Consider the following 21,917-nt stretch of genomic DNA (forward strand, 5'->3'; position numbering starts at 1 on the left):
GTTGTGGCCATCAGCGTGAACCCGCGCGGGGCAGGGGGCAAGGGCCAACAGCGCCGCAAAAAACTCGGTGTCATCCCGGCGAACGCCGGGATCCATAACCACAGGCGGTCGTGTGGCGGCAGGCCCGTGACTCCGATCTCATCCCGCCACATCGCCCTGTGGCTATGGGTCCCGGGTCGCCGCCTCCACGGCGCGTACGCGCCGTGGAGGCTTGCCCGGGACGACAGCGGAGGTGGAGGCCGCGCTCTGTCAACTCACCGCGATCGTCAGGAGACCGGCGGCATTGGTCCTTCTGGACGTAGCTCACCTCGGCTTGTTCAGCCCACACCTCGGCGATTTACTGCCCCGACGGCGTGCGCAGGCCGTGCCAGGCGTCGCGGACCTGGTGGTAGTGGACTTCGGGCAGATAGTCCGGCGTGTTCAGATTGAGGTTCTTGACGTCGAGGCGGCCGACGGCGCTGAGCAGGGTGTAGGAGGCGATGACGCGGTCGCGCTGGGCGCCGATCAGCCGGGCCTTGGCCTGGATCAGGTCGGCCTGCGAGTTCAGCACGTCGACGGTGGTGCGCTGGCCGCCTTGCGCCTCGCGCGAGACGCCTTGCAGCGCCACGGTCGCGGCCTTCACCTCGGATTCGGAGGCGCTGACGGCGACCTTGGCGCCTTCATTGGCGACCCACGCGCTGACCACCGCGGTGCGCGCCTGGTTGCGGACCTGGTCGAGCACGAGGCGGCTCTGCGCCGCGACCTCCTTGGCCTGGCGGGTCTGCGACGCCGCGGTGCCGCCATCATAGATCGGCGCGGTGACGCTGCCGACGACCGAGGCCTGGTCGGTGCCGAAGGTGCCGAGCGTCTGATCCGAATCACGGCTGCGGCTGACGCCGGCCTGCAAGGTCACGCTCGGCAGCAGCGCTCCCTCGGCGACCTTGATCGAGGTCGAGGCGACGTCGACGTCGAAGCTTGCCGCGGCCACCGCCGGGTTCTCCTTGTTGGCCAGGGCGATCGCGTCCTCGCGCGAGCGCGGCAGCAGGCGGTCGACCGGATCTGCGGCGCGGAGCTGGCTCGGTGTCATGCCGATCACCTGCGCGTAGGTGGCCTGGCTGATGGCGAGGTTGACCTCGGCGGCATTGAGGTCGGACAGGCCGCGCGCCAGCCTCGCCTCGGCCTGCGAGGCGTCGGTCGGCGTGACGTCGCCGGCGTTGAGGCGGCGCTGCGTCACCGACAGCGTCTCGCGCAGGAACGCGACGTTGGAGCGCTGCGCCTCGACCAGCGACTGGTTGGCGAGCACGTTGGTATAGGCGGTCACGGCGTCGAGCAGAACGCCCTGGCCGACATTGCGCAGCGCCTCGCGGCCCGACTGCACCTGCAGCTCGGCAACGCGGACGCTGTTGGCGGTGCGAAAGCCATTGAACAGGGTCTGGCTGACGGTGAGACCAATGGTCCAGGGCTTCAGCGTCTGGCTCTGGATCGCATTGGTCGGCAGCAGATTGCGCACGGCCTGCAGGCCGGCGCTGAGGCTGGCGATGAGCTGCGGACGATAGCCGGCCAGCGCCTGCGGCACGTTCTCGTCGGTGGCGCGCTGGCGGGCGCGCTCGGCGTTGAGCGCCGGGTTGGTCTGATAGGCTTTGGCCAGCGCGGCGGCGAGATCCTCGGCGCGCGCCGGTGAACAGACAGCGGCAAGGCCGGCGGCGAGGATCAGGCCAGAGCCGATCCGCCGTGCATGCACCTTGCCGACGCCAAATGTCTTGGCTCGACCCACCATCCGACTCCGCCGCGTCTCACTGTCTTAACCAATCGTTTACCTGTTTACGGCGGAGGGCGGCCACACACAAACCGCGGATGTGGAATTGGGCCGGCTTTTCCATGGTTTGTTGTGGCTGCCGCGCCACAGGCGCATCGCGGCGGGTGCAGCGGCATCGCCGCGCGGTAGGCGGGTGAGTGAGGGAGCAATGCAGTGCGCCAAGCTGCGCCCGCGAATCATCTCATCTGTTAGCGAGCTATTCGCGACCCGCTCGGTGCACCTCGCCCCGCTTGCGGGGAGAGGTCGGATTGCATCGAAAGATGCAATCCGGGTGAGGGGGTACAGGTCTCTCGGCGCACACTCCCGGTGCGCAGGCCCCTTACTGATACCAACCGTGCGGCTGCCCCTCACCCCAACCCTCTCCCCGTGAAGAACGGGGAGAGGGAGCGGACCGGCTGTAGAGAAACAGGTCGGCTCTCATGACGAAGAATGCTCAGCCCAATCGGAGTGCGCGCAAGCTCACCGGTTCTTGTTCACCGGCTTGCGCTTCTCGATGAACGCCGCCATGCCCTCGGCGCGGTCTTCCAGCGCGAAGGTGGCGTGGAAGAGGTTGCGCTCGACGTTCATGCCCTCGGAGAGCGGGGTCTCGAAGGCGCGGTTGACGGCCTCCTTGGCCATCGCGGCGGCGGGGCGCGACATCGATGCGATCTTCTCGGCCGCAGCCATCGTCTCTTCCATCAGCTTGTCGGCGGGCACGATGCGGCTGACGAGGCCGGCGCGCTCGGCTTCCGCGGCATCCATCATGCGGCCGGTGAGGCAGAGGTCCATCGCCTTGGCCTTGCCGATCGCGCGGGTCAGGCGCTGCGTGCCGCCGATGCCGGGAATGGTGCCGAGCGTGATTTCCGGCTGGCCGAACTTGGCGGTGTCCGAGCAGATGATGAAGTCGCACATCATCGCGAGCTCGCAGCCGCCGCCGAGCGCATAGCCCGAGACCGCAGCGATGGTCGGCTTGCGGCAGCGCGCGACGCGGTCGCCGCCGATCGCGGTGAAGTCGCTCGAGAACATGTCGATGAAGCTCTTCGGCTGCATCTCCTTGATGTCGGCGCCGGCGGCGAAGGCCTTCTCGCTGCCGGTGATGACGATGCAGCCGATGGCGTCGTCGGCCTCGAGATCGTCGACGGCTGCTGCGATCTCGCGGAAGACGCCGAACGACAATGCGTTGAGCATCTTCGGCCGGTTCAAGGTGATGACGCCGACCGCGCCTTTGCCCTCGACGATGATGTGCTCGTAAACGCTCATGTTTCCTGCCCCCAAATCAAACAGCGGGCAATCTGCCCGCTGCTCGGCTTCGCATCAAGTAGGGGCGGGGACGCCGCGCGTCAGATCATGAACATCCGCGCGGCCGAGCCCAAGGTGAGCAGGGTGCCGCAGGCGATGAAGATCTTGCCGATGATCGAGGCCTTGTCCCAGCCGGAGCCGTCGTCATTGCTGACGGTGACGAGGTTGACGGTGGCGGGCTCGGCCGGCGCCGATTCGGTTTCGGCTGTTTGAGCCGCGGGCGCCGCCTGCGCCTCGGTCGCCATCGGTGCCGGAAACACGTCCTGCTTGGCAGCCTGCGCGGTGTCGGAGCCGACCGGCAGGAACGGACTGTAGGTCTGCTGTTCGGCCGCGCGTACGAAACCAGTCCCGGCAAGGCTCAGGACGAACGCGGCGGCGATGATGAATGCTGTACGTCCACTGGCTTGGATCGTCATATTGGCCTTCTCCCCACCCTGCCAGCCCATGACGGAGTGAGACCCCGACAGATGTCGAGAACGGGGCAGAAAATAGGTATCTTCCGGCCGCTCACGGCAAAACGGAGGCGACGCCGAGCGCGTCGGCGGCGGCCTTGACGGTGCAGTCCACAAACCGATCTTGCGCGGATCGATTTGGTGCTATGGAGCGGTTCCGAGATTTGCCCGCTGGCGTGCTCTCCGTGTGGCGCAACTCGGATTGTTCCGAGGCCGAGCGAGTGATCACGAATTTGTGATCAGTTCGTTCTTCGAGTAACAAATTGCGGGGCCAGGGCGAACTGTCGGGTGGGAGCGCAGGTGCGCGAGCGTGACGACGAGTGGACGGGCTGGATGCGCCAGGCCGTCGCCGGAGACGACGAGGCCTATCATCGTCTGCTGAAGGCGATCACGCCGGTGCTGCGCGCAGCATCGCGGCGGGGCCTCGCGCGCGCCGGCCAGCCGCCCGACCAGGCCGAGGACATCGTGCAGGAAATTCTGTTGGCGGTTCATCTCAAGCGGCACACCTGGGACGTCAATGCGCCGTTCGCGCCCTGGCTGTTCGCGATCGCCCGCAACAAGCTGATCGACATGCTGCGCCGGCGCGGCCGGCGGGTGTTCGTCGATATCGACGATTTCTCGGAGACGCTGGCCGACGAGCCGCCGGCGCCGAGCCTCCCGGCGAGCGAGGTCGAAGCGCAGCTGAAGACCCTGCCGCAGCGTCAGCGCGACGTGCTGCAGTCGATCGCGGTCGAGGCCGCCTCGATCAAGCAGACGGCGCAGAAGTTTTCGATGAGCGAGGGCGCGGTCCGGGTGGCGCTGCACCGGGCGCTAGCGACGCTCACGGCCAAGCTACGGGACACATGATCATGGACACCGATCAGCTCATCCGCACCCTTGCCGCCGACAATGCGCAGCGCGTGCTGCCGGTCGGCATCATCATGGCGCTGGCCCTGATGGCGGCGACGCCGGTATCGACCGCGATGCTGCTGATCGGGCTCGGCATCCGCCCGGACATCTGGCTCGCGGTGCGCAATCCGTTCTTCGACCTGAAGTTCGTCGTCACCACGGCGCTGGCGATCCCGGCGCTGATCATCAGCGTGCATCTGTCGCGGCCCGAAGCCTCGCTGCACGGCTGGGGCTGGCTGCTGGTCGCGCCGATCGTCGTCCTGATCGGCGGCATCGCGGCCGAGATGATGCTGCCGCAGCGGGCGCCGATGATGGCGCGGCTGGTCGGCCATAATTCGATGCTGTGCGTCAGCGCGATCCCGGTGCTGTCGCTGCCGATGCTGGGCGCGGCGCTGTTCGGCCTGCGCCACGGCGCCCCGTCGCGCCCGGCGGTCGCGGGAGGCATCGCGGGGCTGGTGTCTGCGGGGATTGCCGCAACGCTCTATGCCGCGCATTGCACCGACGATTCACCGCTGTTCGTTGCGACCTGGTACACGATCGCTGCGCTCGTCGTGGCCGGGCTCGGCGCGCTGATCGGCCGGCGGGTGCTGCGTTATTGAGATTGCGCTCGGCGATCGATCAGGCCGGCGCCGCTGTATCCTGCACGCGATGGAAGCGCAGCACCTGCTGCGCCGTGGAGCGCCGCAGCCGCTCATAGGTCGCCTTGGAGGCGACGAGGTCGGTCGCGGCGCTGCCGGCCAGCTCATCGCGCATCCGGATGATCGATTCGACCGCCGGCCAGGCCAGGCCTGCGACCTTGGCGAGGATCATGACGCCCTCGGCACGGCTCTCGATCATGATGCTCTCGGCGACCGCGACCGGCACGTTGGCCATGGCGGCGACCGCGGCATTGGCCTCGTCGAACTTGCGCTGCTCGGTGAACTGAACCAGGAGGCGATCGTCGAGCCGGCCATCGGCATGCAGGGAGCGCACCAGCGCATGCGCGATCTCGGTCTGGCTCGTCAGCGCCACCGCGCTCGATCGCGCCCGCCTTCCGGCAGTCCGCACGGCGGAGGAGACCTCCTGCGCGAGCTTGGGATTGGCCGCCTCGAGCCGCGTCCGCACCGTGGCCGAGGCCTTTGCGACGAGCTTCAGATAGAGATGGCGGGGCAGGTTGGGCTGCAAAGCGAGGCATGCGGCGAGGTTCTCGTCGAGCGCCGCGCGATCGACCAGCGCATCGAAGCTGCGCTCCGAGAGGTCGGCGCCGGGATTGCTGACCGTGCTGTGCACGACCGCGTCATTGCCGCGCCGGAGCAGGATGTCGGTGACGGCGCGGCTGAGCACGCGGCGGATCGAGATCGCGAGCAGATGCGCCTGGCTCTTGGTCTCGGCGGTGCGGATCAGCGCGGCTTCGTCGAGCCGTTCGGATTTCGACAGCACGGGACCGGCGACCTCGATGGCGTCGTCATCGGCGAGCCGGTGCAAGGTCCGCGGCGGGGCGCGGTCGAGCGGCGCGAGCCGGCTCGCGAGCAGGGCGCGCGCCGAGGTCTCGATGTGGTCGATCAGGCATTCGAACACGTCGTCGAACAGCGCCACCTGGTCGTCGGCAAAATCCGCCGTGCCCTCCACGAACAGGTCGGTCACCTTGCGCAGGGTCTCCACCCGCCGCGCCACGGTGCCATGCGCGAGCGTGTCCTCGAGCTCGTCCAGCAGGCTCTCATTGGGCTTGGGCTTCGTCGTCATGCCGGATCGCTCAGGCGCGGGTGACGCGATTGCGTCCCTGCGCCTTCGAGTCGTAGAGCGCGCGATCGGCGCGCGACAGCAGCGATTCCGTGGTCTCGTCGCCGCGCGCGGTGGCGACGCCGGCGGAGAAGGTGACCTGCAGGCCGGTCGAGAACGCGCTCCAGTCGAGGTCGGCGATGATCTGGCGCAGCCGCTCGGCGAGCCGGCAGGCCGGATCCTGCGGCGCGCCCGGCAGCACCAGCAGAAACTCCTCGCCGCCGTAGCGGCCGAAGCGGTCGCTGCCGCGGATGTTGGCGAACATCGTGATGGCGAAGGTGCGCAGCACGTCGTCGCCGGTCGGGTGACCGTGCTCGTCATTGATGTGCTTGAACCAGTCGAGATCGATCAGCACGACCGAGCAGGGCCTGCCGGCCTGGCGCGATCGTGTCAATTCCTCCTCCAGCACTTGCATGATCGAGCGCCGGTTCAGCGCGCCGGTCAGCTCGTCGAGCTCGGCCAGCTCCTCGATGCGGCGATAGGCTTCCTTCAGCTTCAGGCCGCGCTGATACAACGTCTCGCGCAAGGCGCTGGAGAAGATGCCGAGGAACATGCAGCCGGCGATGGTCAGCACGAACACCAGAAGCGTCGCGAGCCGCTCCAGGGCGTTGCCGGTGGGCATGCCGAGCGGCTTGTCCGTCAGCAGGAACAGGCCGGCGAGCCCGAGCGCCAGGAACGTCCAGCAGATCGCGGTCTGGCGCGGCGTGGCGCGCAGCGAGCTGAAGCCGACGACCAGATACAGCGTGCACAGGAAGACGATGCTGACTTCCGGCGCGATGTAGCAGAACGCGACCGTCAGCATCATGCTGATGATCGACTGCGGCACGACCAGATAGTGGTCATGGAAGCGGTCGTTGAATCCGCTCTCCGACAGCACCGTCCACAGAGCGACGGTGAGGACGCCGATCGCCGCATAGGACGGGGCGATCGTGGCCGGCACGGTGCCGGCCTGGGCGTAGATGAACAGGATGACCGCGTCGATCAGGTAGCATGCGGCGATCATCGCCAGGATCTGCCGGCGCCGGCCGGCGCGACGAACGCGCAGCTCGCGCGCCGGGGGCGAGCGAGAGCCGTCAGCATCGGCAACGGTGGGAATCGAATAAGGCGGTGCCGTGGTGCCCATGCGCGCGCAATTTGTTCCGGTTCAACTGAAAATCTACGTGGGAAAGCCTTTAACTTTGGTATCTAGGGGAACTGGGACAACGTGACGCCGCGGCATGCCGCGGCAGGGAATTTACGGCTTTCGGGCGCAGTTGGTCAGGAACGTAACATGGCAGGCGGGACCCCGCCGGGCGCGACCGCCCCGGGCGATGCAGCAAAATTGGCGTGTCTGTGCGCCAGCTCACACGTGGGGACGTGTCTTTCCGGTATTTTCAAGAATTTTGCGGTTGTATTCGAACCGCAATCTCATTCCTCCAGACCAATCTTGCGAGACGGCCATTGAGCGTGACAGCAGCGGCGTCAGACGAAACCCTGATTGCCCGGATCGCTCAAGGCGACCGGCTCGCCATGCAGGTGCTGTATGGGCGGCACCATGTCAGGGTGTACCGTTTCGGGCTCCGGCTCGTGCGGGACGAACAGGCCGCGGAAGACCTCATCAGCGAGGTCTTTCTCGACGTGTGGCGTCAGGCCGGCAAGTTCGAGGGCCGCTCTGCCGTCTCCACCTGGCTGCTGGCCATCACGCGGTTCAAGGCGCTCTCGGCACTTCGGCGCCGCAAGGACGTTGAGCTCGAGGACGACGCCGCCAACGCGATCGAGGACACGTCCGACGATCCGGAAGTGGCGGTGCAGAAGAAGAATACCGGGGAAGCCCTGCGCAAGTGCCTGACCGCGCTTTCGCCTGACCACCGGGAGATCGTCGATCTGGTCTACTACCACGAGAAGTCCGTGGAGGAGGTGGCCGAGATCGTCGGAATTCCGGAAAACACCGTCAAGACGCGCCTGTTCTATGCGCGCAAGAAATTGGCCGAACTCCTGAAGGCGGCCGGCATTGAAAGAGGCTGGCCATGATGGCTTTGAGCAAGAAGATGCTGGAGCAAGAGCCCGGTGACGTCGAGCTGCTGTTGCCGTGGTACGCCGCCGGCACGCTGAATGCGCGCGACATGCGCCGTGTCGAGGAGGCGCTGGCGCAGGACGCCGATCTCGCCCGGCAATATGCCGAGATCCAGAAGGAATATGCCGAGACCATCGCGCTGAACGAAAGCCTCGGCGCGCCGTCGATGCGCGCGATGCAGAAGCTGTTCGCCGCGATCGAGGCCGAGCCGGAGCAGGCGCCCAAGGCGCAGCCCGGCGCCGGCGCGCGCATCATGGCGTTCTTCGAGAGCCTGTCGCCGCGCACCCTGGTCTGGACCGTGAGCCTCGGCGCGCTCCTGGTGGTGGCGCAGGCCGGCATCATCGGCGCCGTGCTGATGCGCTCGCAGACCGCGACCTACCAGACCGCTTCGGTCGCCGAGGACAAGCCTGCGCAAGAGAAGCTCGCTCAGGACAAGAGCGTTGCTCCTGCACCCGTGAGCAGGCCGATGGCAGCGGCGCCGCCGCCGCCCAGCGCGGCCGCGCCGGCTCTGGCCGAACGGGCGCCTGATAACAGTATGGCACGTCAGCGCATCGCCGAAGCTCCGGCCCCGGCTGCGCCGCTGATCCGCGGTCTCGGCCCGCAGGTCGCCGGATCGACCGCGCCGGTCTACGCGCTGGTGCGCTTCGCGCCCGATGCGCGCATGGCCGACATCACCGCGCTGCTCGACAGCTATCAGGCCTCGATCGTCGAGGGCGCCAAGGGCGGGCTGTTCAAGTTGCAACTCGGCACCCAGCCGTTGTCGCGGGCCGATGCCGACGGCCTGATCGGCCGGCTGTCGCGGGAGAAGATCGTCAGCCTCGCGGTGGCTGCTCAATAGGCTGCGCCGTCCGAGGCGTCGTTCGGAGGCTCCATGTCGCTGCGCGCATTGCTGCGGTCCGCAAGACATCTCGCCGCGCTGACCGCAGGCGTGGTTCTCGGCATGGCGGGCGGCGACATGAGCGCCTCGGCGCAGGCGATGATGCGCTCGCCCAACATCAACATCCCGAGCCGGGTGCCGAGCATCAATCCAGGCGCGGCGATGCGCGCGCCGCCGAGTCCGGGCATTGCCATCCGGCCTGCGCTGCCGACCGCGCGCTTCTCACCGAACCTGCAGTCCTCCTGCAGCCCGCCCGACCGCACGGCGTCAGGGGAATGCCTGAGGCGGCCGTCGGCGACCGCCGAAGGCGGATCAGACAAGGCGATGTCGGCGAATGGGAACTCGGGCAAGGGCAGGTCGGCGAAGTCGGCGCAACGGCGCGAGCCCGCCGCCGCAGGGACGAGCGATCCGCGCAGCATCGCCAATGAGCTCGTCGCCGAGATCGACGGCAGCCTGTCCGCCGATCAGGCCGACGCGCTCGCGCGGCGCCACCGCCTGCAGCGCATCAGCTCGCAGAATTTTCCTTTGATCGGGGCGACCATCGGCCTGTTCAGGATCACCGACCGCCGCTCCGTCGAGGCGGTCAGGCGCGCCTTTGCGGCAGATCGCAGCGTCCGCTCGGTGCAGCCGAACTATCGCTACACCCTGCAGCAAAGCGCTCCACCTGCGGAGGGCGATCCGGCGCAATACGCTCTGGCGAAGCTTCGGCTGCCTGAAGCGCATCGGCTGGCGCAAGGCTCCAACGTCACCATCGCGGTGATCGATTCCGGGGTCGACCTCAAGCATCCCGAATTCGCCGATGCGTCGTTCGATGCGTATGACGCGCTCGGCGGCGACGAGGGGCCGCATGTGCACGGCACCGGCATTGCCGGCGTGATCGTCTCGCACAAGCGGCTGATGGGCAGCGCGCCCTATGCGCGGATCATTGCCATCCGTGCGTTCGGCGTGGGCAAGAAGGGCGGCGGCCCGGAGAGCAGCTCCTATGTGATCCTCAAGGCGCTGGACTACGCGGCGCTGCATGGCGCGCAGATCATCAACATGAGCTTCGCCGGCCCGAAGGACGCCGTGATCGAGCGGGCCATCGCGGCGGTCGCGGCCAAGGACGTCGTCATGGTCGCCGCCGCCGGCAATGCCGGCGCGAAATCGCCGCCGCTCTATCCCGCCGCCAATCCGAACGTCATTGCCGTCAGCGCGACCGATACACGGGACCAGCTGCTGCCGGCGTCCAATCGCGGCAACTACATCGCGCTCGCCGCGCCCGGCGCCGACATCTTCCTGCCGGCGCCGGACGGCAAGTATCAGATCATTTCGGGCACCTCGTTCTCCGCAGCCTATGTCAGCGGCCTCGCGGCGCTGGTGCTGGAGCGCAATCCGGCGCTGAAGCCGGAGACCGTGCGCACGGTGCTGACCAAGACCGCGCGCGATCTCGGCTCGCCCGGGCAGGACGAATTGTTCGGAGCAGGGGAGGCGGACGCGCTGGCCGCAGTGCAGGCCGTGCTGTCGCCGCAGGATAGGCCCGCGGTGTCGGCCGCACCTGCGGCCGGGCCTGCCGGCGACAGGGGACAAGACCTGGCGCCCGCACGCGAGCTGCGCCCGGCTTCGGCCATGGGACTCAATATGGGAACCGGCGACGCGCCGCCTGCCGATGCGGTTCGGCCGGCCCAGCAGTAGCGTCAACGTTTTCGTGAATGGTCCGAAATTCCCGCTGTCGCTTTGAACGTGCGCTAGGGCGGTCACGACAGAAGGTATGTGGGAGCGGTGATCCCCTCCCCAAAAGCTATATCAGGCGCGAGCGCCCATCCACCCCAAGCGCCCATATGGCTCGAGCCGTCCGGTTGTCCCCCCGGACGGCTCTTTCATTTTGGGATGCGCGAATACCGTGACGAGCTCGCCACTGTCGGCTCCGGGGGACAGCTTCGGGTTGCTCGATGATCTCAGCGGACGCGCCAGCGTTGTTTCGATGCGGCGGAGCCCGCGAAACCACGGGCAAAATTCCGCACGACTACGGTTTGGCGGCCAAAGAAGATGGCGTTAGCTAGACTTTGTTAACCTTTTCCACAAAATATTCACGTCACGTTGCGTTGATTCGTGCCGAGTGCGTCCGTCCCCTTTTTTCGGGCTCCCCTATGACACATCGACTGGACGTGGCTTGCAGCCGCGAACTGGCTGCGCGCTGGTGCGCGCTTGCCGAACGGCGTCTCGATCATCTCACCGAGCTGTTCGATAGCGGCCGCTGGCGGCGCTATTACACCGAGCAGGCATTCCTCGACGACCTTCGGCACGCCAAGGCTGCGGTGCAGACCTGGAAGGTGCTGTCCCGTGCCGAGCCGGAGCAGGTGAGCATCGTGCCGCGCCAAAGGCCGGCTGCGACACTGGCCGTGTCGCCAGCTCCTTCACGCCGCGCCGAGCCGGAGCCGATGAGCATCGTGCCGAGCCAAAGGCCGGCCGCGACGCTGGCCGTGTCGCCGGCTCCCGTGCGCCTCGCCGAGCCGGAGCCGATCACGCTTCATCACATCCAGCAGCCGCCGGTCGAAACGCCAATAATCGTGACGCCAAGGATCGAAACGCCAAGGGTCGCGGCGCCGATCGTCGAGCATCGCCCGATCGCGCTGCCGCGCTCGCTCGAGACCATCCTTGCGGAGTCCGAGATCGTGGTCGAGCCGGAGATCGAGCTGGCCGCGGATGATCCGGAGCCCGACTTCGTCATCGAACCGGACGATGTGGAAGACGAGATCGCAGTCGATCTGACCGTCGCGCCGGCGCGGATCGATATGTCCGCGTTGGAGCAGGCCTTGAGTATCGGCATGGACGAGTCCGACGCCGAGTACGACGAGCCGGTGGTCGACCTCGATGCCATCGAGCGCCGCTATCCGGCGCTGGCCGTGGCCTATTAGATCATGACGCGTTTCGGCGGAAACGCATCATGATCTGATCTCTCTGTTTGAGCATTATCTTTTCGGAAAACCGGTTCCCACTTTTCCGGATCATGCTCGAGATCTTCATCGGACCACGGCGTTGCCGCTGACGTTCAGTTGCGCAAACCGCTGCGCGCCGTCCTGCGTGAGATCTGACGTCACCGGCTTGATGTGATCGAGCCCGATCACCGCGCCGCGCGGCGTGCCGGAGATCATGTTGCCGCTGACGATCGCCGTGCCCGCGCCCGGCACCACCGAGACCCCGATGCCGGCGAGCGCGTTGCGGACCACGTTGCTTGAAATGACGACGTCGCGCAGATAACGGCCCCAGCCGGCGACGATGCCGTAGGCGGGGGCGTTCTCGACCACGTTGCCGGTCACCGACGAATCCGCCTCGACATAGATGCCGATGCCGGCATCGTCGTCGGGAGCCGTGCCGATCGGGCGCTTCGGAATCAGGTTGCGGATGATGTTGCCCTGGACGACCGCGATGCGGCCGCCCTCGTTGAAGTTGCAGACGGAGACGCCGAACGCGGCGCCGTCCACCGTATTGCCTGATATCACGGCGCCTTCGAACGAGAACTCCGAATAGAGCGCGACCTCGCGCACGTCGGTCACGCTGTTGCCGACGATCTGGATGTTGGAGGCCGAGTTGCCGCGCACGGCGGAGTAGTCGCAGTTCCTGATGCGGTTGCCTCTGACGATGACGTTGCCGGCGCGGAAAGCGTTGATGGCGTTGCCGTACTGGCCCGAGCCGCCGGGGCCCGCCTTGATGTCCTCGACATGATTGTCGAGCACCATCGTGCCGTCGTCGCCGATCGCGGTGCGCAGGATCTCGATGCCGTTGTCGCGCGCGCCCTTGATGGTGTTGCGCGACACGACCAATCCGAGCGCATCGAACGACACGATTGCGGTGACCGCGATGTCGGTGATCACGTTGCCCGTGACGTCGCCCGAGACCTGCTCCAGCCAGAGGCCGCTGCCGCCGGAGCGCGTGATCTCGCAGTCGATGACCCTGACATCTTTGGCGGCGGCGACGTGGAGCAGGCCTCGGCGCTGGGGCAGGGCGATGCCGTTGCCGTCGAGCGACAGACCGCTGATGCCGAGACCGTCGGCGCCTTCGCCGGAAAGCAGCGACGGGCCGCCGCCGGTGAAGACCAGCTTGGTGGCGCCGCGGACACCGACCAACTGGCTGCCCTTGGTGAGCCGCAGCATCGACGTCTTGTAGGTGCCCGGTGGCAGCGCCAACGGCGCCTGCGCGCGCGTGGCCTCATCGATCGCGCGCTGCAGCGTGCGCGTCTGGTCGTCCGGACTGTTCGGCTTGACGCCGTATTGCGTGGCGTCGCGGCCGAGCGCGGAGATCAAGGGAACGGCTTGTGCCGTCTCAGTTGGCAAGGCCAATGCGCCGGCGGCACCGGCGGCCGAGCCGGCGAGAAGCCGGCGGCGATCCAAATCCATGTCAGCGTCCCGCGAAAGATGACTTGCCGCCACGACTTAAGCCGAAAGCCTCAATGCTGATGCTGAGGATGAGCGCCGGCGCCGGGGATTGTTGCCGGTACGGTTAAAGCTTCCCCTCAGGTCGTCACAGCGCCCCCCGGAACCAATCGGACTGCCCGAGCTTGTTCCGGCGACGGATCAAGGAGGAGAGGGTCGTGCATCTATCCAATGAGAGTCTGCTGGTAATTCTGTTCGTCGGCATCGTCGCCGGGTGGCTCGCGGGCCGCGTCATGGATGGTGGCGGCTTTGGCCTGATCGGCGATCTGGTCGTCGGCCTGCTCGGCGCCTTCGTCGGCAATTGGCTGCTGCCCCGGCTCGGCATTCATCTCGGTGTCGGGCTGGTCGCCGCGATCATCAACGCCTTCATCGGCGCCGTGGTCCTGCTGCTCGTGCTGCGCCTGATCGGTGGCGGATTTGGCGGTCGACGGCGCTGGAGCGTCTGACCTCAGGCGAAGAGGGCCCGCCTGCTCACGCTGGCCGCGTTCATCGCATCCATGTCAGCTCGTGCGACGGGATTCCTGTCGCGCGAGCTTGACCAGCTCCATCAGCATCGCTTCGCCGGCGTCGACCAGTGCGTCGAGCGTGATCCGCGGACTGCCCTGCGGCAACGTCGTGCCGCTCCGCGGCAGCGGCGGGATGTGGATGAAGGCGGCGAGGCGCGGGCCGCTTGCGGTCCGTGTCGCCTCGATCGCACGCCAGCTCAGATAGTTGCAGAGGTAGCTGCCGGCGTCGCGCGACGATCTTGCGTCGATGCCGGTGGCGCGGGCGGCGCGCAGCAGGCGCGCAATGTGCGGGCCGAACGACACGGCATGTGCGCCCGGGACGATCACGCCCTTGCGCGCGATCTGGCGATCAGCATCGGGGAAGGTGGTCGTGATGGCGTTGCGGGCGCGGGTCTCGATGCGCAGATAGGACGTTCGCCCCGCAAGTCCGAACATCAGCAGCGCGTGCGGACGGCGCTCGGCGATCAGTTGCGGCAGCTCGCGATCGACGGTGGCACACGTCACGTGAAAGATGTGGCTGGAGATGTCGACGCCCTCCAGCGCCGGCCGGCGCAGCTCCGAGAGGCGTTTCACCAGCGGCATGGTCGGGTTGGACGGCGCGCCGGGGAACGGGCCGAAGCCGGTGATCAGAAGGCGCGGCCGCTCGCTCAACTCAGCATCTCCGCCAGTTGTTCGGCCGCCAGCGCCGGCGCCACGCGGCCCTCGGCGACGTCGGTCTCCAGCTTCTTCACCTTGGTGCGGATGGAGGGATCGGTGCGCAGCCGCGCCATCAGGCGCTGCTCCAGCATGGTCCACATCCATTTTACCTGCTGGTCGCGGCGGCGGGCCGCGAACTCGCCGGAGGCGATCATCGCCTTGCGATGATTGAGCACCTTCTGCCACAGCTCGGCGATCCCCGTGCCGGCCATCGCCGAATAGGTCACGACCGGCGGATGCCAGTGTTCGGAGCGCGGGCTGAGCAGATGCAGCGCGCCGCGATAGTCGGCGGCGGTGATGTTGGCGCGCTTGACGTTGTCGCCATCGGCCTTGTTGATCGCGATCATGTCGGCGAGCTCGACCAGGCCCTTCTTGATGCCCTGCAACTCGTCGCCGCCGCCCGGCAGCATCAGCGCAAGGAAGAAGTCGGTCATGTCGCAGACCGCGGTCTCGGACTGGCCGATGCCGACGGTCTCGACCAGCACGACGTCGAAGCCCGCGGCCTCGCACAACAGCATCGCCTCGCGCGTCTTGGCGGCGACACCTCCCAGCGTGCCCGAGGAAGGCGAGGGGCGGATGAAGGCATGCTCGTGATGCGACAGCCGCGCCATCCGCGTCTTGTCGCCGAGGATGGAGCCGCCGGTGCGCGCCGAGGAGGGATCGACCGCGAGCACCGCGACCTTCTGGCCCTGTTCGATCAGGTACATGCCGAGCGCATCGATCGTGGTCGACTTGCCGACGCCGGGCGAGCCGGTGATGCCGACGCGAATTGCGTTACCGGTCTGCGGCAGCAGCGCCTGCACCAGCTCCCGCGCCGCCGCCTGATGATCTGCCCGCCGGCTCTCGACCAAGGTGATCGCACGCGCCAGCGCGGCGCGGCTGCCGGCGCGCAAGTCGCGGGCGAGGGGAAGGATATCAGCGGGGGATCTCGGCTGGCTCATGGCTTGGTTTACAATGGTCGTGCCGAGGTGGCGAGGGGATCGCGGTTGCGTCCACCACTGTTGTCGATCGGAAACCGGGTGGGTTTCGCCGCCGTGTGGCGCGATGATTGGGGCGCCCTGCAACGGACACATGAGACCATGACAACAGCCACTTACAGCGCGGTCCTCGACCATCCCCTGACGACCGTCTGGTCGTTGATCCGCGACTTCAACAACTACCCAGTCTACATCGAAGGCGTCAGCGAAAGCATGATCGAGGACGACAGGCGCGGTGACGATGTCGGCGCGATCAGGCGCTTCTGCTATCTCGGCCATTGGATCAGGCAGCGCCTGGTGGCGCATTCCGACCTCTCGCATTCGCTGATCTATGCGGGCCTCGAGCCGATGCCGTTCCCGGCCGAACTGGCGTCGCAGCCGGTGTCATCAGCGCGATATGAAGGGACGATGAGTCTGCGGGAGATCACCCAGGGCAATCGCACCTTTATCGAATGGTCGGTGACGATCGAAACCGCGCCGGAAGATGCTGACCGTTGGCACGCACTGTTGCGGACCTGGATTCCGGATTGGACCCGTTCGCTGGAACGAACACTGGCGCGATCGGCCTGAGTACCCGCTTTGACCACAGAATGGCCTGCGGGCCGCGCCATTCCGGGGCTTGCGCGAGATCAGTTCTCTTCCGCGTCCCCCTTCGGCCTGGCGCCGCCGAAGATCGCCTGACCTTCGGAGCTGAGATAGGGCTTGAGCGTTTCCCAGGGCACGAACGCGACATACTGGCCTTCGGCGTAGGAGCCGACCGCGTAAGGCGGATAGTGGAAGGTCAGGCCGGAGCTCTTGCCGGCCTGCGTGGAGGGGGCGAGGGTGACAGCGCCGATCTTCAGGAGCCTCGGCTCCAGGTCCTTGAACCATTCGGCGGTGGCCATCTCCTCGGCGCCGCGCTTCTTCTTCTCGGCCTTGAGCGAGGTGATCACCGCGGCCAGCATCGCCTTCATCGCCGGGCCGTTGTCGGCGGTCTCGGTGAAGAACGGGCGGATGCTGATCGCCTTGGCGGACGCCTTGTCCCACAGGATGGTGTTGACGTCGCTGTTCGGATGCGCGCCGCCGGTGTTCATGTAGTCGTCCCTGACGATGCTGACGTAGCGATCGGCGACGACGGAGCGGACGGAATATTTGCGCTCGAACGACCATTTGCCGTCGCGGAAGGCCTGCGGATCCTCCTTGCGCTCCCGGGCGGCATCAGCCGCGTTCTTGTCGATCCACTTCTTGCCGTCGGCGAGGCAATAGGCTGACAGCGGCGCGTCCGCCTTGATTTGGGAATCGAGCGTGACATTGGCCTCGATCGCCTTGGTGTTGATGCTCGCGTCGGGCTTGGGATCGGCGGCGAGGGCCGGCGTGACTGCGAGCAGGCCGAGAAGGGCGGCAATGCGAAGCGTGGAAAGGCTCATGGCAATTGGAATCCAGTGTGTGGAAATGCGTATCGCTTGGGGGCACGCAGGTTCAGGACCGCAAACGAACGGCGCGCGATTCGATGACCGCGCGCCGTAAGAATGTTTTGCGGCTTCGAATGCCTATTCCGCCGCCTCGCTGTGGCCGAGCCGCGCATTGAGCTTGTGGATCAGCTCTTCGGCGGCATCGGCGATGACGGTGCCCGGCGGGAAGATCGCCTCGGCGCCGGACTTGTACAGTGCCTCATAGTCCTGTGGCGGCACCACGCCGCCGACGATGATCATGATGTCCTCGCGGCCTTGGCTTTTCAGCGCGGCCTTCAGCTCCGGCACCGCGGTGAGATGCGCGGCTGCGAGCGACGAGACGCCGAGAATGTGCACGTCGTTCTCGACCGCCTGCCGCGCCGCCTCGTCGGCGGTGGCGAACAAGGGCCCGATGTCGACGTCGAAGCCGATGTCGGCGAAGGCGGATGCGATCACCTTCTGGCCGCGGTCGTGGCCGTCCTGGCCGATCTTGGCGACCAGGATGCGCGGCCTGCGGCCCTCGGCTTCCTCGAAGGCCTCGATCAGGGTCTGCAGCTTCTCGGCCTTGCCGGACATGGCGGCGATCTCCCGCTTGTAGACGCCGGTGATGGACTTGATCTCGGCGCGGTGGCGGCCGAACACTTTTTCCAGCGCGTCCGAGATCTCGCCGACGGTGGCTTTGGCGCGCGCGGCATCGATCGCCAGCGCCAGCAGATTGCCGTTGCCGTCGCCGGCCGACCGCGTCAGCGCGGCCAACGCTGCATCGACCTCGGCCTGCTTGCGCTCGGATTTCAGCCTTGAGAGCTTGTCGATCTGCAGCCGGCGCACGGTGGAATTGTCGACCTTGAGGACGTCGAGCGGCGGCTCGTCGGTCGGCTTGTATTTGTTGACGCCGATCACCGACTGGCGGCCGGTGTCGATGCGCGCCTGGGTCTTGGCCGAGGCCTCCTCGATGCGCAGCTTGGGCACGCCGGCCTCGATCGCCTTGGCCATGCCGCCGAGCTCCTCGATCTCCTGGATGTGGCCCCAGGCCTTGGCGGCGAGATCGCGGGTGAGGCGCTCGACATAGTACGAGCCGCCCCAGGGATCGATGATGCGGGTGGTGCCGCTCTCCTGTTGCAGGAACAATTGCGTGTTGCGGGCGATGCGCGCGGAAAAGTCGGTCGGCAGCGCCAAGGCCTCGTCAAGTGCGTTGGTGTGCAGCGACTGCGTATGGCCCTGCGTCGCGGCCATCGCCTCGACCGCGGTGCGCACCACGTTGTTGTAGACGTCCTGCGCGGTCAGCGACCAGCCCGAGGTCTGGCTGTGCGTGCGCAAGGACAGCGAGCGTGGGTCCTTCGGGTTGAACGGCTTGAGGAGTTTGGCCCACAGCAGTCGCGCCGCACGCAGCTTCGCGACTTCCATGAAGAAGTTCATGCCGATCGCCCAGAAGAACGACAGTCGCGGGGCGAAGCGATCGACATCGAGGCCCGCGGCAATCCCGGCGCGCAAGTACTCCACGCCGTCGGCGAGCGTGTAGGCGAGCTCGAGGTCCTGCGTCGCGCCGGCCTCCTGCATGTGATAGCCGGAGATCGAGATCGAGTTGAACTTCGGCATCCGCTGCGAGGTGAAGGCGAAGATGTCGGAGATGATCCGCATCGAGGGCGTCGGCGGATAGATGTAGGTGTTGCGCACCATGAACTCTTTCAGAATGTCGTTCTGAATGGTGCCCGAGAGCTTCTCCGGCGGCACTCCCTGTTCTTCGGCGGCAACGACGAACAGCGCGAGGATCGGCAGCACCGCGCCGTTCATGGTCATCGACACGCTCATCTGGTCGAGCGGGATGCCGGCGAACAAGGTGCGCATGTCGTAGATCGAGTCGATCGCAACGCCGGCCATGCCGACGTCGCCGCCGACGCGCGGATGATCGGAATCATAGCCACGGTGGGTGGCGAGATCGAACGCGACGGACAGGCCCTTCTGTCCGGCCGCGAGATTGCGCCGGTAGAATGCGTTGGAGTCTTCGGCGGTGGAGAATCCGGCATATTGCCGGACCGTCCAGGGCTGGTTGACATACATGGTCGGGTAGGGGCCGCGCAGATACGGCGCGGTGCCCGGCCATGTCTCCAGGAAATCGATGCCGGCAAGATCGGCCTCGGCATAAGCGGGCTTGACCGGAATGCCTTCCGGCGTCAGCCACGGCTCGGCGGTGCCTGCAGGCGCGGGGGCGGCGGTCGGTTCAAAGGCGATGTCGGCGAAATTTGGAATGCGGGTCATTCCCGGGCGTCCTCAAACCTGCGGTTTCTCTCGATGAGCTCGTTTAGTTTCATCTTGTAGACCGGATCATTGCGTGGATCCGCCGTCATGTTCCGCGTCCAGACGGTGTGGATCGCAGTTTCGATGAGTGCGGCCAGCCAACTGAACATGGTCGATCCTGATCCGTCGGTCAGCGTTCAATCATGATCCGGATGCTGATGGCTCGTGATGGTCGCCATCTTGTCCGGTCCGTAATTCTGCTGCGTGGTCTGGCTCGGAAGATTGGCGATCGCGACCACCCAGCCGAGCCGGGATTCCGAGCCGAACTGCCGCGTCGGCACGACGCGGTCGGGCCGGTCGAAAGTGCCTGTCATGATCTCGATCCGCGGCCCGTCGATGGCGCCGAAGCCGAGCGGCGTGCCGCAGGCGGCGCAGAAATAGCGGTCGGCGATCGAGGACGAGCGGAACGTTCCCGGCGTGCCGCGGGTCCAGGCGAAATTCTCACGGTTGACGTCGGCGAAGGACGCGAACGGTGCGCCCGACGCCTTCTGGCACATCCGGCAATGGCAGATGCTCACGCGCGTAGGTGCCGACATCAGCGCGTAGCGGACCGCGCCGCATTGGCAGCCGCCCGTGAGGACGGGTTTGCTGGCTTCGGTCATGCTCACTCCAGATGCGTATAGGCGTCTTCGAGCGTCTTCAGCGCGTCACCGCCGGCGAACACGAAGCTGCCGATCCCGGCCTCGCGCAGCGCAGCCTCCTGCTCGCCGCTGCGGCCTGCCAAATAGATATGGTGCGCGCCGGCCGCCTGCAGGGCCTTGGCTGCGGGAACCGCGGCGTCGGCATAGACCTTGTCCGAGGAGCACAGGCAGGCGATTGCGGCGCCGGATGCGCGGTAGGCTTCCGCAAGCGCGGCTGGATCCGAGCCGCCCTGGCCATCGACCGCGGCAATGCCGCCGGCTTCGAAGAAGCTGCGGGCGAAGGTCGCGCGCGCGGTGTAGTCCGCAGCCGAGCCGAGATTGGCGAGGAACACTTGGGGTCGCCGGCCCTTGCTCTTCAGAAGCGCGTCCGAGTGGTCGCGCAGCGTCTCGAACGCATCCGCAAGACGGATCGGTGTCAGCGGCGCGAAGCTGAGCGCAGCCTTGGCCAGGGGGAGCGGAGCCTGCGGCGCGACGGCCTCGACGGCGACCTCGGCCTCGTTCAAATTCGGAAACTCGCTGGCGCCGGTCAGGACGTCGCGCCGCTTGGCGATGTTGGCGTCGCGCGCCTGCTTGACCGCGGCGACCTTGGACTGGATCAGGCCGGCCTGCAGCGCGGCGACGATGCCGCCGGTCTTCTCGATGTCCTGGAACAGCGTCCAGGCGGTGCCGGACAATTCGTTCGTGAGCGCCTCGATGCCGCCGGCGCCTGCGGCGGGGTCGGCGACGCGGGCAAGATTGCTTTCCTCCACCAGCACCAGCTGCGTGTTGCGCGCGACCCGGCGCGCGAAGGCATCGGGCAGGCCGAGCGCGGCGGTGTGCGGCAGGACGGTCACGGCATTGGCACCGCCAAGACCGGCGGCAAAGGTCGCGATGGTGGCGCGCAGCATGTTCACATAGGGATCGCGCCGGGTGAGCATGCGCCATGCCGTCTCACCGGAGATGAAGAGCGGCTTCGCCTCAAGACCGCAGGCCTGCTCGATGCGCGCCCACAGCCGGCGCAGGCTGCGGAATTTCGCCAGCGTGAGAAATTGATCGGTGTCGGCCGCAAGGCGCGCGAAGATCATGTCGCGCGCGGTCTCGAGTGCGAGGCCGCTGGTCTCGAGCGCGCGCAGATAGGCGACGCCGGAGGCGAGCACGAAAGCGAGCTCCTGGGCTTCCGAGCCGCCGGCGTCGTGTACGACGCGGCCATCCGCGGCGAGGAAGGGGCCCTTGAAGCCGGCCTCGTGCAGCTGCTTGACGAGCGCGCCCGAGTTGCCGCCGAGCGTCGACGCATCATGGGCGCTCGCGCCGCGGCTCGCCGCATCGCCGATCGGATCGAGGCCGAACCGAATGTCGCAAGCCGCCGGCTTCACTCCGCGCTGCTTGATGGTGTCCGCGAGCAGTGCGGCAGCCGAAGCGTCACCGGCCTGCAATTCGATCGCAATCGCAGCGTCGAGATGCACGCCATTGAGCGCGCGCGCCACCGCGTCGGACGTGGCGGCGAGGCCGAAGCCATGCGCCGCGCTCGATCCGGCGAACACCAGCGTCAGCCCGGTCGCGCCGTTCTCGAGATCGAGCAGAGCTTGTGCATTGGCCTTGGCTGGATCGGGATGATCGACGCGCTGCATGATCTGCCACGCTGCCGCGGGGGCGCGGCCGGCCACGGCTGCGGCGCCCTTGGCGCGCGGATAGATCGGCTGAATTCTCAGGCCGTCATAGGTCTTGCCGACCAGCCTCTCGAACGCCGCGCCCTTCAACACGCCATCGACCAGCTTGCGCCAGTCCGCCTCGCTGGCCGGCGCGAAATCGGCGGCCAGTCGCAGCTGTTCGGTGTCGGTGGTCATGCGGCCCGTGTCTCCCCAAACGTCTGTTATCGCGATGAT

21 protein-coding genes are annotated in these 21,917 nt (G+C 67.1%); 8 read left to right on the forward strand and 13 right to left on the reverse strand.

The features are described 5' to 3' along the window. Positions 1-337 precede the first annotated feature (337 nt). From NLR35_RS03900 to NLR35_RS03910, 3 genes are all read right to left on the reverse strand, one after another. A complete protein-coding gene (locus NLR35_RS03900) occupies positions 338-1,756 on the reverse strand; it encodes a TolC family outer membrane protein (RefSeq protein ID WP_257165253.1) in 1,419 nt (472 codons plus the stop codon). Positions 1,757-2,254: 498 nt separating this feature from the next. Beyond that, entirely contained in the window at positions 2,255-3,034 is a 780-nt protein-coding gene (locus NLR35_RS03905; RefSeq protein ID WP_257165254.1) for an enoyl-CoA hydratase, read from the reverse strand. 80 nt (positions 3,035-3,114) lie between these two features. Beyond that, a complete protein-coding gene (locus tag NLR35_RS03910) occupies positions 3,115-3,489 on the reverse strand; it encodes a hypothetical protein (RefSeq protein ID WP_257165255.1) in 375 nt (124 codons plus the stop codon). Between the two features lie 336 nt (positions 3,490-3,825). Here NLR35_RS03910 and NLR35_RS03915 point away from each other — a divergent pair, with 336 nt between their 5' ends. Both NLR35_RS03915 and NLR35_RS03920 read left to right on the forward strand, forming a co-directional pair. Further along, entirely contained in the window at positions 3,826-4,371 is a 546-nt protein-coding gene (locus NLR35_RS03915; RefSeq protein WP_257165256.1) for a sigma-70 family RNA polymerase sigma factor, read from the forward strand. A 2-nt stretch (positions 4,372-4,373) separates the two neighbouring features. Next, positions 4,374-5,012, forward strand: a complete 639-nt coding sequence (locus tag NLR35_RS03920) for a DUF1109 domain-containing protein (RefSeq protein ID WP_257165257.1) — start codon at positions 4,374-4,376, stop codon at positions 5,010-5,012. A gap of 19 nt (positions 5,013-5,031) precedes the next feature. Here NLR35_RS03920 and NLR35_RS03925 read toward each other — a convergent pair whose 3' ends face one another. Both NLR35_RS03925 and NLR35_RS03930 read right to left on the reverse strand, forming a co-directional pair. Then, the gene (locus NLR35_RS03925; RefSeq protein WP_257165258.1) at positions 5,032-6,135 is read right to left on the reverse strand and encodes a DUF2336 domain-containing protein; all 1,104 of its coding nucleotides are present in this window, start codon (positions 6,133-6,135) and stop codon (positions 5,032-5,034) included. 10 nt (positions 6,136-6,145) lie between these two features. Further along, positions 6,146-7,294 (reverse strand): GGDEF domain-containing protein, encoded by a 1,149-nt coding sequence (locus NLR35_RS03930; protein WP_257165259.1) that lies wholly within the window; start codon positions 7,292-7,294, stop codon positions 6,146-6,148. A gap of 317 nt (positions 7,295-7,611) precedes the next feature. On the opposite strand from NLR35_RS03930, the gene NLR35_RS03935 reads away from it, so the two are divergent. The 4 genes from NLR35_RS03935 to NLR35_RS03950 all read left to right on the forward strand — a co-directional run bounded on the left by NLR35_RS03935 (position 7,612) and on the right by NLR35_RS03950 (position 11,995). Further along, the gene (locus NLR35_RS03935) at positions 7,612-8,181 is read left to right on the forward strand and encodes a sigma-70 family RNA polymerase sigma factor (RefSeq protein WP_257165260.1); all 570 of its coding nucleotides are present in this window, start codon (positions 7,612-7,614) and stop codon (positions 8,179-8,181) included. Beyond that, the gene (locus NLR35_RS03940; protein WP_257165261.1) at positions 8,178-9,062 is read left to right on the forward strand and encodes a hypothetical protein; all 885 of its coding nucleotides are present in this window, start codon (positions 8,178-8,180) and stop codon (positions 9,060-9,062) included. Before NLR35_RS03935 ends, NLR35_RS03940 begins: the two co-directional genes overlap by 4 nt. A gap of 33 nt (positions 9,063-9,095) precedes the next feature. Further along, the gene (locus NLR35_RS03945) at positions 9,096-10,772 is read left to right on the forward strand and encodes a S8 family serine peptidase (protein WP_257165262.1); all 1,677 of its coding nucleotides are present in this window, start codon (positions 9,096-9,098) and stop codon (positions 10,770-10,772) included. Positions 10,773-11,227: 455 nt separating this feature from the next. Then, entirely contained in the window at positions 11,228-11,995 is a 768-nt protein-coding gene (locus NLR35_RS03950) for a TIGR03809 family protein (protein ID WP_257165263.1), read from the forward strand. Between the two features lie 105 nt (positions 11,996-12,100). Here NLR35_RS03950 and NLR35_RS03955 read toward each other — a convergent pair whose 3' ends face one another. Further along, entirely contained in the window at positions 12,101-13,474 is a 1,374-nt protein-coding gene (locus NLR35_RS03955) for a TIGR03808 family TAT-translocated repetitive protein (RefSeq protein WP_257165264.1), read from the reverse strand. A gap of 194 nt (positions 13,475-13,668) precedes the next feature. On the opposite strand from NLR35_RS03955, the gene NLR35_RS03960 reads away from it, so the two are divergent. Then, on the forward strand, positions 13,669-13,956 hold the full coding sequence (locus NLR35_RS03960) for a GlsB/YeaQ/YmgE family stress response membrane protein (RefSeq protein ID WP_257165265.1): 288 nt from the start codon (positions 13,669-13,671) through the stop codon (positions 13,954-13,956). Between the two features lie 54 nt (positions 13,957-14,010). On the opposite strand, the gene NLR35_RS03965 is transcribed toward NLR35_RS03960, so the two are convergent. After that, positions 14,011-14,667, reverse strand: coding sequence for a pyroglutamyl-peptidase I (locus tag NLR35_RS03965; protein ID WP_257165266.1), 657 nt, complete (start codon positions 14,665-14,667; stop codon positions 14,011-14,013). Next, positions 14,664-15,653, reverse strand: coding sequence for a methylmalonyl Co-A mutase-associated GTPase MeaB (meaB, locus tag NLR35_RS03970; RefSeq protein WP_257165267.1), 990 nt, complete (start codon positions 15,651-15,653; stop codon positions 14,664-14,666). The genes NLR35_RS03965 and meaB overlap by 4 nt, the downstream gene beginning before the upstream one ends. A 138-nt stretch (positions 15,654-15,791) precedes the next feature. On the opposite strand from meaB, the gene NLR35_RS03975 reads away from it, so the two are divergent. After that, complete coding sequence (locus tag NLR35_RS03975; RefSeq protein ID WP_257165268.1) at positions 15,792-16,259, forward strand: SRPBCC family protein; 468 nt, start codon at positions 15,792-15,794, stop codon at positions 16,257-16,259. A gap of 59 nt (positions 16,260-16,318) precedes the next feature. Here NLR35_RS03975 and NLR35_RS03980 read toward each other — a convergent pair whose 3' ends face one another. The 5 genes from NLR35_RS03980 to NLR35_RS04000 all read right to left on the reverse strand — a co-directional run bounded on the left by NLR35_RS03980 (position 16,319) and on the right by NLR35_RS04000 (position 21,878). Further along, complete coding sequence (locus NLR35_RS03980; RefSeq protein WP_257165269.1) at positions 16,319-17,095, reverse strand: DUF3298 and DUF4163 domain-containing protein; 777 nt, start codon at positions 17,093-17,095, stop codon at positions 16,319-16,321. Between the two features lie 123 nt (positions 17,096-17,218). Continuing rightward, positions 17,219-19,375, reverse strand: a complete 2,157-nt coding sequence (gene scpA / locus NLR35_RS03985) for a methylmalonyl-CoA mutase (RefSeq protein ID WP_257165270.1) — start codon at positions 19,373-19,375, stop codon at positions 17,219-17,221. Next, positions 19,372-19,524, reverse strand: coding sequence for a hypothetical protein (locus NLR35_RS03990; protein ID WP_257165271.1), 153 nt, complete (start codon positions 19,522-19,524; stop codon positions 19,372-19,374). Before NLR35_RS03990 ends, scpA begins: the two co-directional genes overlap by 4 nt. A gap of 27 nt (positions 19,525-19,551) precedes the next feature. After that, a complete protein-coding gene (locus tag NLR35_RS03995) occupies positions 19,552-20,016 on the reverse strand; it encodes a GFA family protein (protein WP_257165272.1) in 465 nt (154 codons plus the stop codon). A gap of 2 nt (positions 20,017-20,018) precedes the next feature. Continuing rightward, positions 20,019-21,878 carry a methylmalonyl-CoA mutase subunit beta gene (locus NLR35_RS04000; protein WP_257165273.1) on the reverse strand — a complete coding sequence of 620 codons (1,860 nt, stop codon included), beginning with the start codon at positions 21,876-21,878 and terminating at the stop codon, positions 20,019-20,021. Positions 21,879-21,917 lie beyond the last annotated feature (39 nt).

This window comes from Bradyrhizobium sp. SRS-191 (assembly GCF_024586915.1).
Lineage (GTDB): Bacteria > Pseudomonadota > Alphaproteobacteria > Rhizobiales > Xanthobacteraceae > Bradyrhizobium.

Coding starts and splice junctions, on each gene's coding strand:
- NLR35_RS03925 (WP_257165258.1), bottom strand. CDS start 6,135: ATGACGACGAAGCCCAAGCCCAATGAGAGCCTGCTGGACGAGCTCGAG.
- NLR35_RS04000 (WP_257165273.1), bottom strand. CDS start 21,878: ATGACCACCGACACCGAACAGCTGCGACTGGCCGCCGATTTCGCGCCG.
- NLR35_RS03905 (WP_257165254.1), bottom strand. CDS start 3,034: ATGAGCGTTTACGAGCACATCATCGTCGAGGGCAAAGGCGCGGTCGGC.
- NLR35_RS03975 (WP_257165268.1), top strand. CDS start 15,792: ATGACAACAGCCACTTACAGCGCGGTCCTCGACCATCCCCTGACGACC.
- NLR35_RS03995 (WP_257165272.1), bottom strand. CDS start 20,016: ATGACCGAAGCCAGCAAACCCGTCCTCACGGGCGGCTGCCAATGCGGC.
- NLR35_RS03950 (WP_257165263.1), top strand. CDS start 11,228: ATGACACATCGACTGGACGTGGCTTGCAGCCGCGAACTGGCTGCGCGC.
- NLR35_RS03920 (WP_257165257.1), top strand. CDS start 4,374: ATGGACACCGATCAGCTCATCCGCACCCTTGCCGCCGACAATGCGCAG.
- NLR35_RS03945 (WP_257165262.1), top strand. CDS start 9,096: ATGTCGCTGCGCGCATTGCTGCGGTCCGCAAGACATCTCGCCGCGCTG.
- NLR35_RS03955 (WP_257165264.1), bottom strand. CDS start 13,474: ATGGATTTGGATCGCCGCCGGCTTCTCGCCGGCTCGGCCGCCGGTGCC.
- scpA (WP_257165270.1), bottom strand. CDS start 19,375: ATGACCCGCATTCCAAATTTCGCCGACATCGCCTTTGAACCGACCGCC.
- NLR35_RS03900 (WP_257165253.1), bottom strand. CDS start 1,756: ATGGTGGGTCGAGCCAAGACATTTGGCGTCGGCAAGGTGCATGCACGG.
- meaB (WP_257165267.1), bottom strand. CDS start 15,653: ATGAGCCAGCCGAGATCCCCCGCTGATATCCTTCCCCTCGCCCGCGAC.
- NLR35_RS03990 (WP_257165271.1), bottom strand. CDS start 19,524: ATGTTCAGTTGGCTGGCCGCACTCATCGAAACTGCGATCCACACCGTC.
- NLR35_RS03980 (WP_257165269.1), bottom strand. CDS start 17,095: ATGAGCCTTTCCACGCTTCGCATTGCCGCCCTTCTCGGCCTGCTCGCA.
- NLR35_RS03940 (WP_257165261.1), top strand. CDS start 8,178: ATGATGGCTTTGAGCAAGAAGATGCTGGAGCAAGAGCCCGGTGACGTC.
- NLR35_RS03930 (WP_257165259.1), bottom strand. CDS start 7,294: ATGGGCACCACGGCACCGCCTTATTCGATTCCCACCGTTGCCGATGCT.
- NLR35_RS03910 (WP_257165255.1), bottom strand. CDS start 3,489: ATGACGATCCAAGCCAGTGGACGTACAGCATTCATCATCGCCGCCGCG.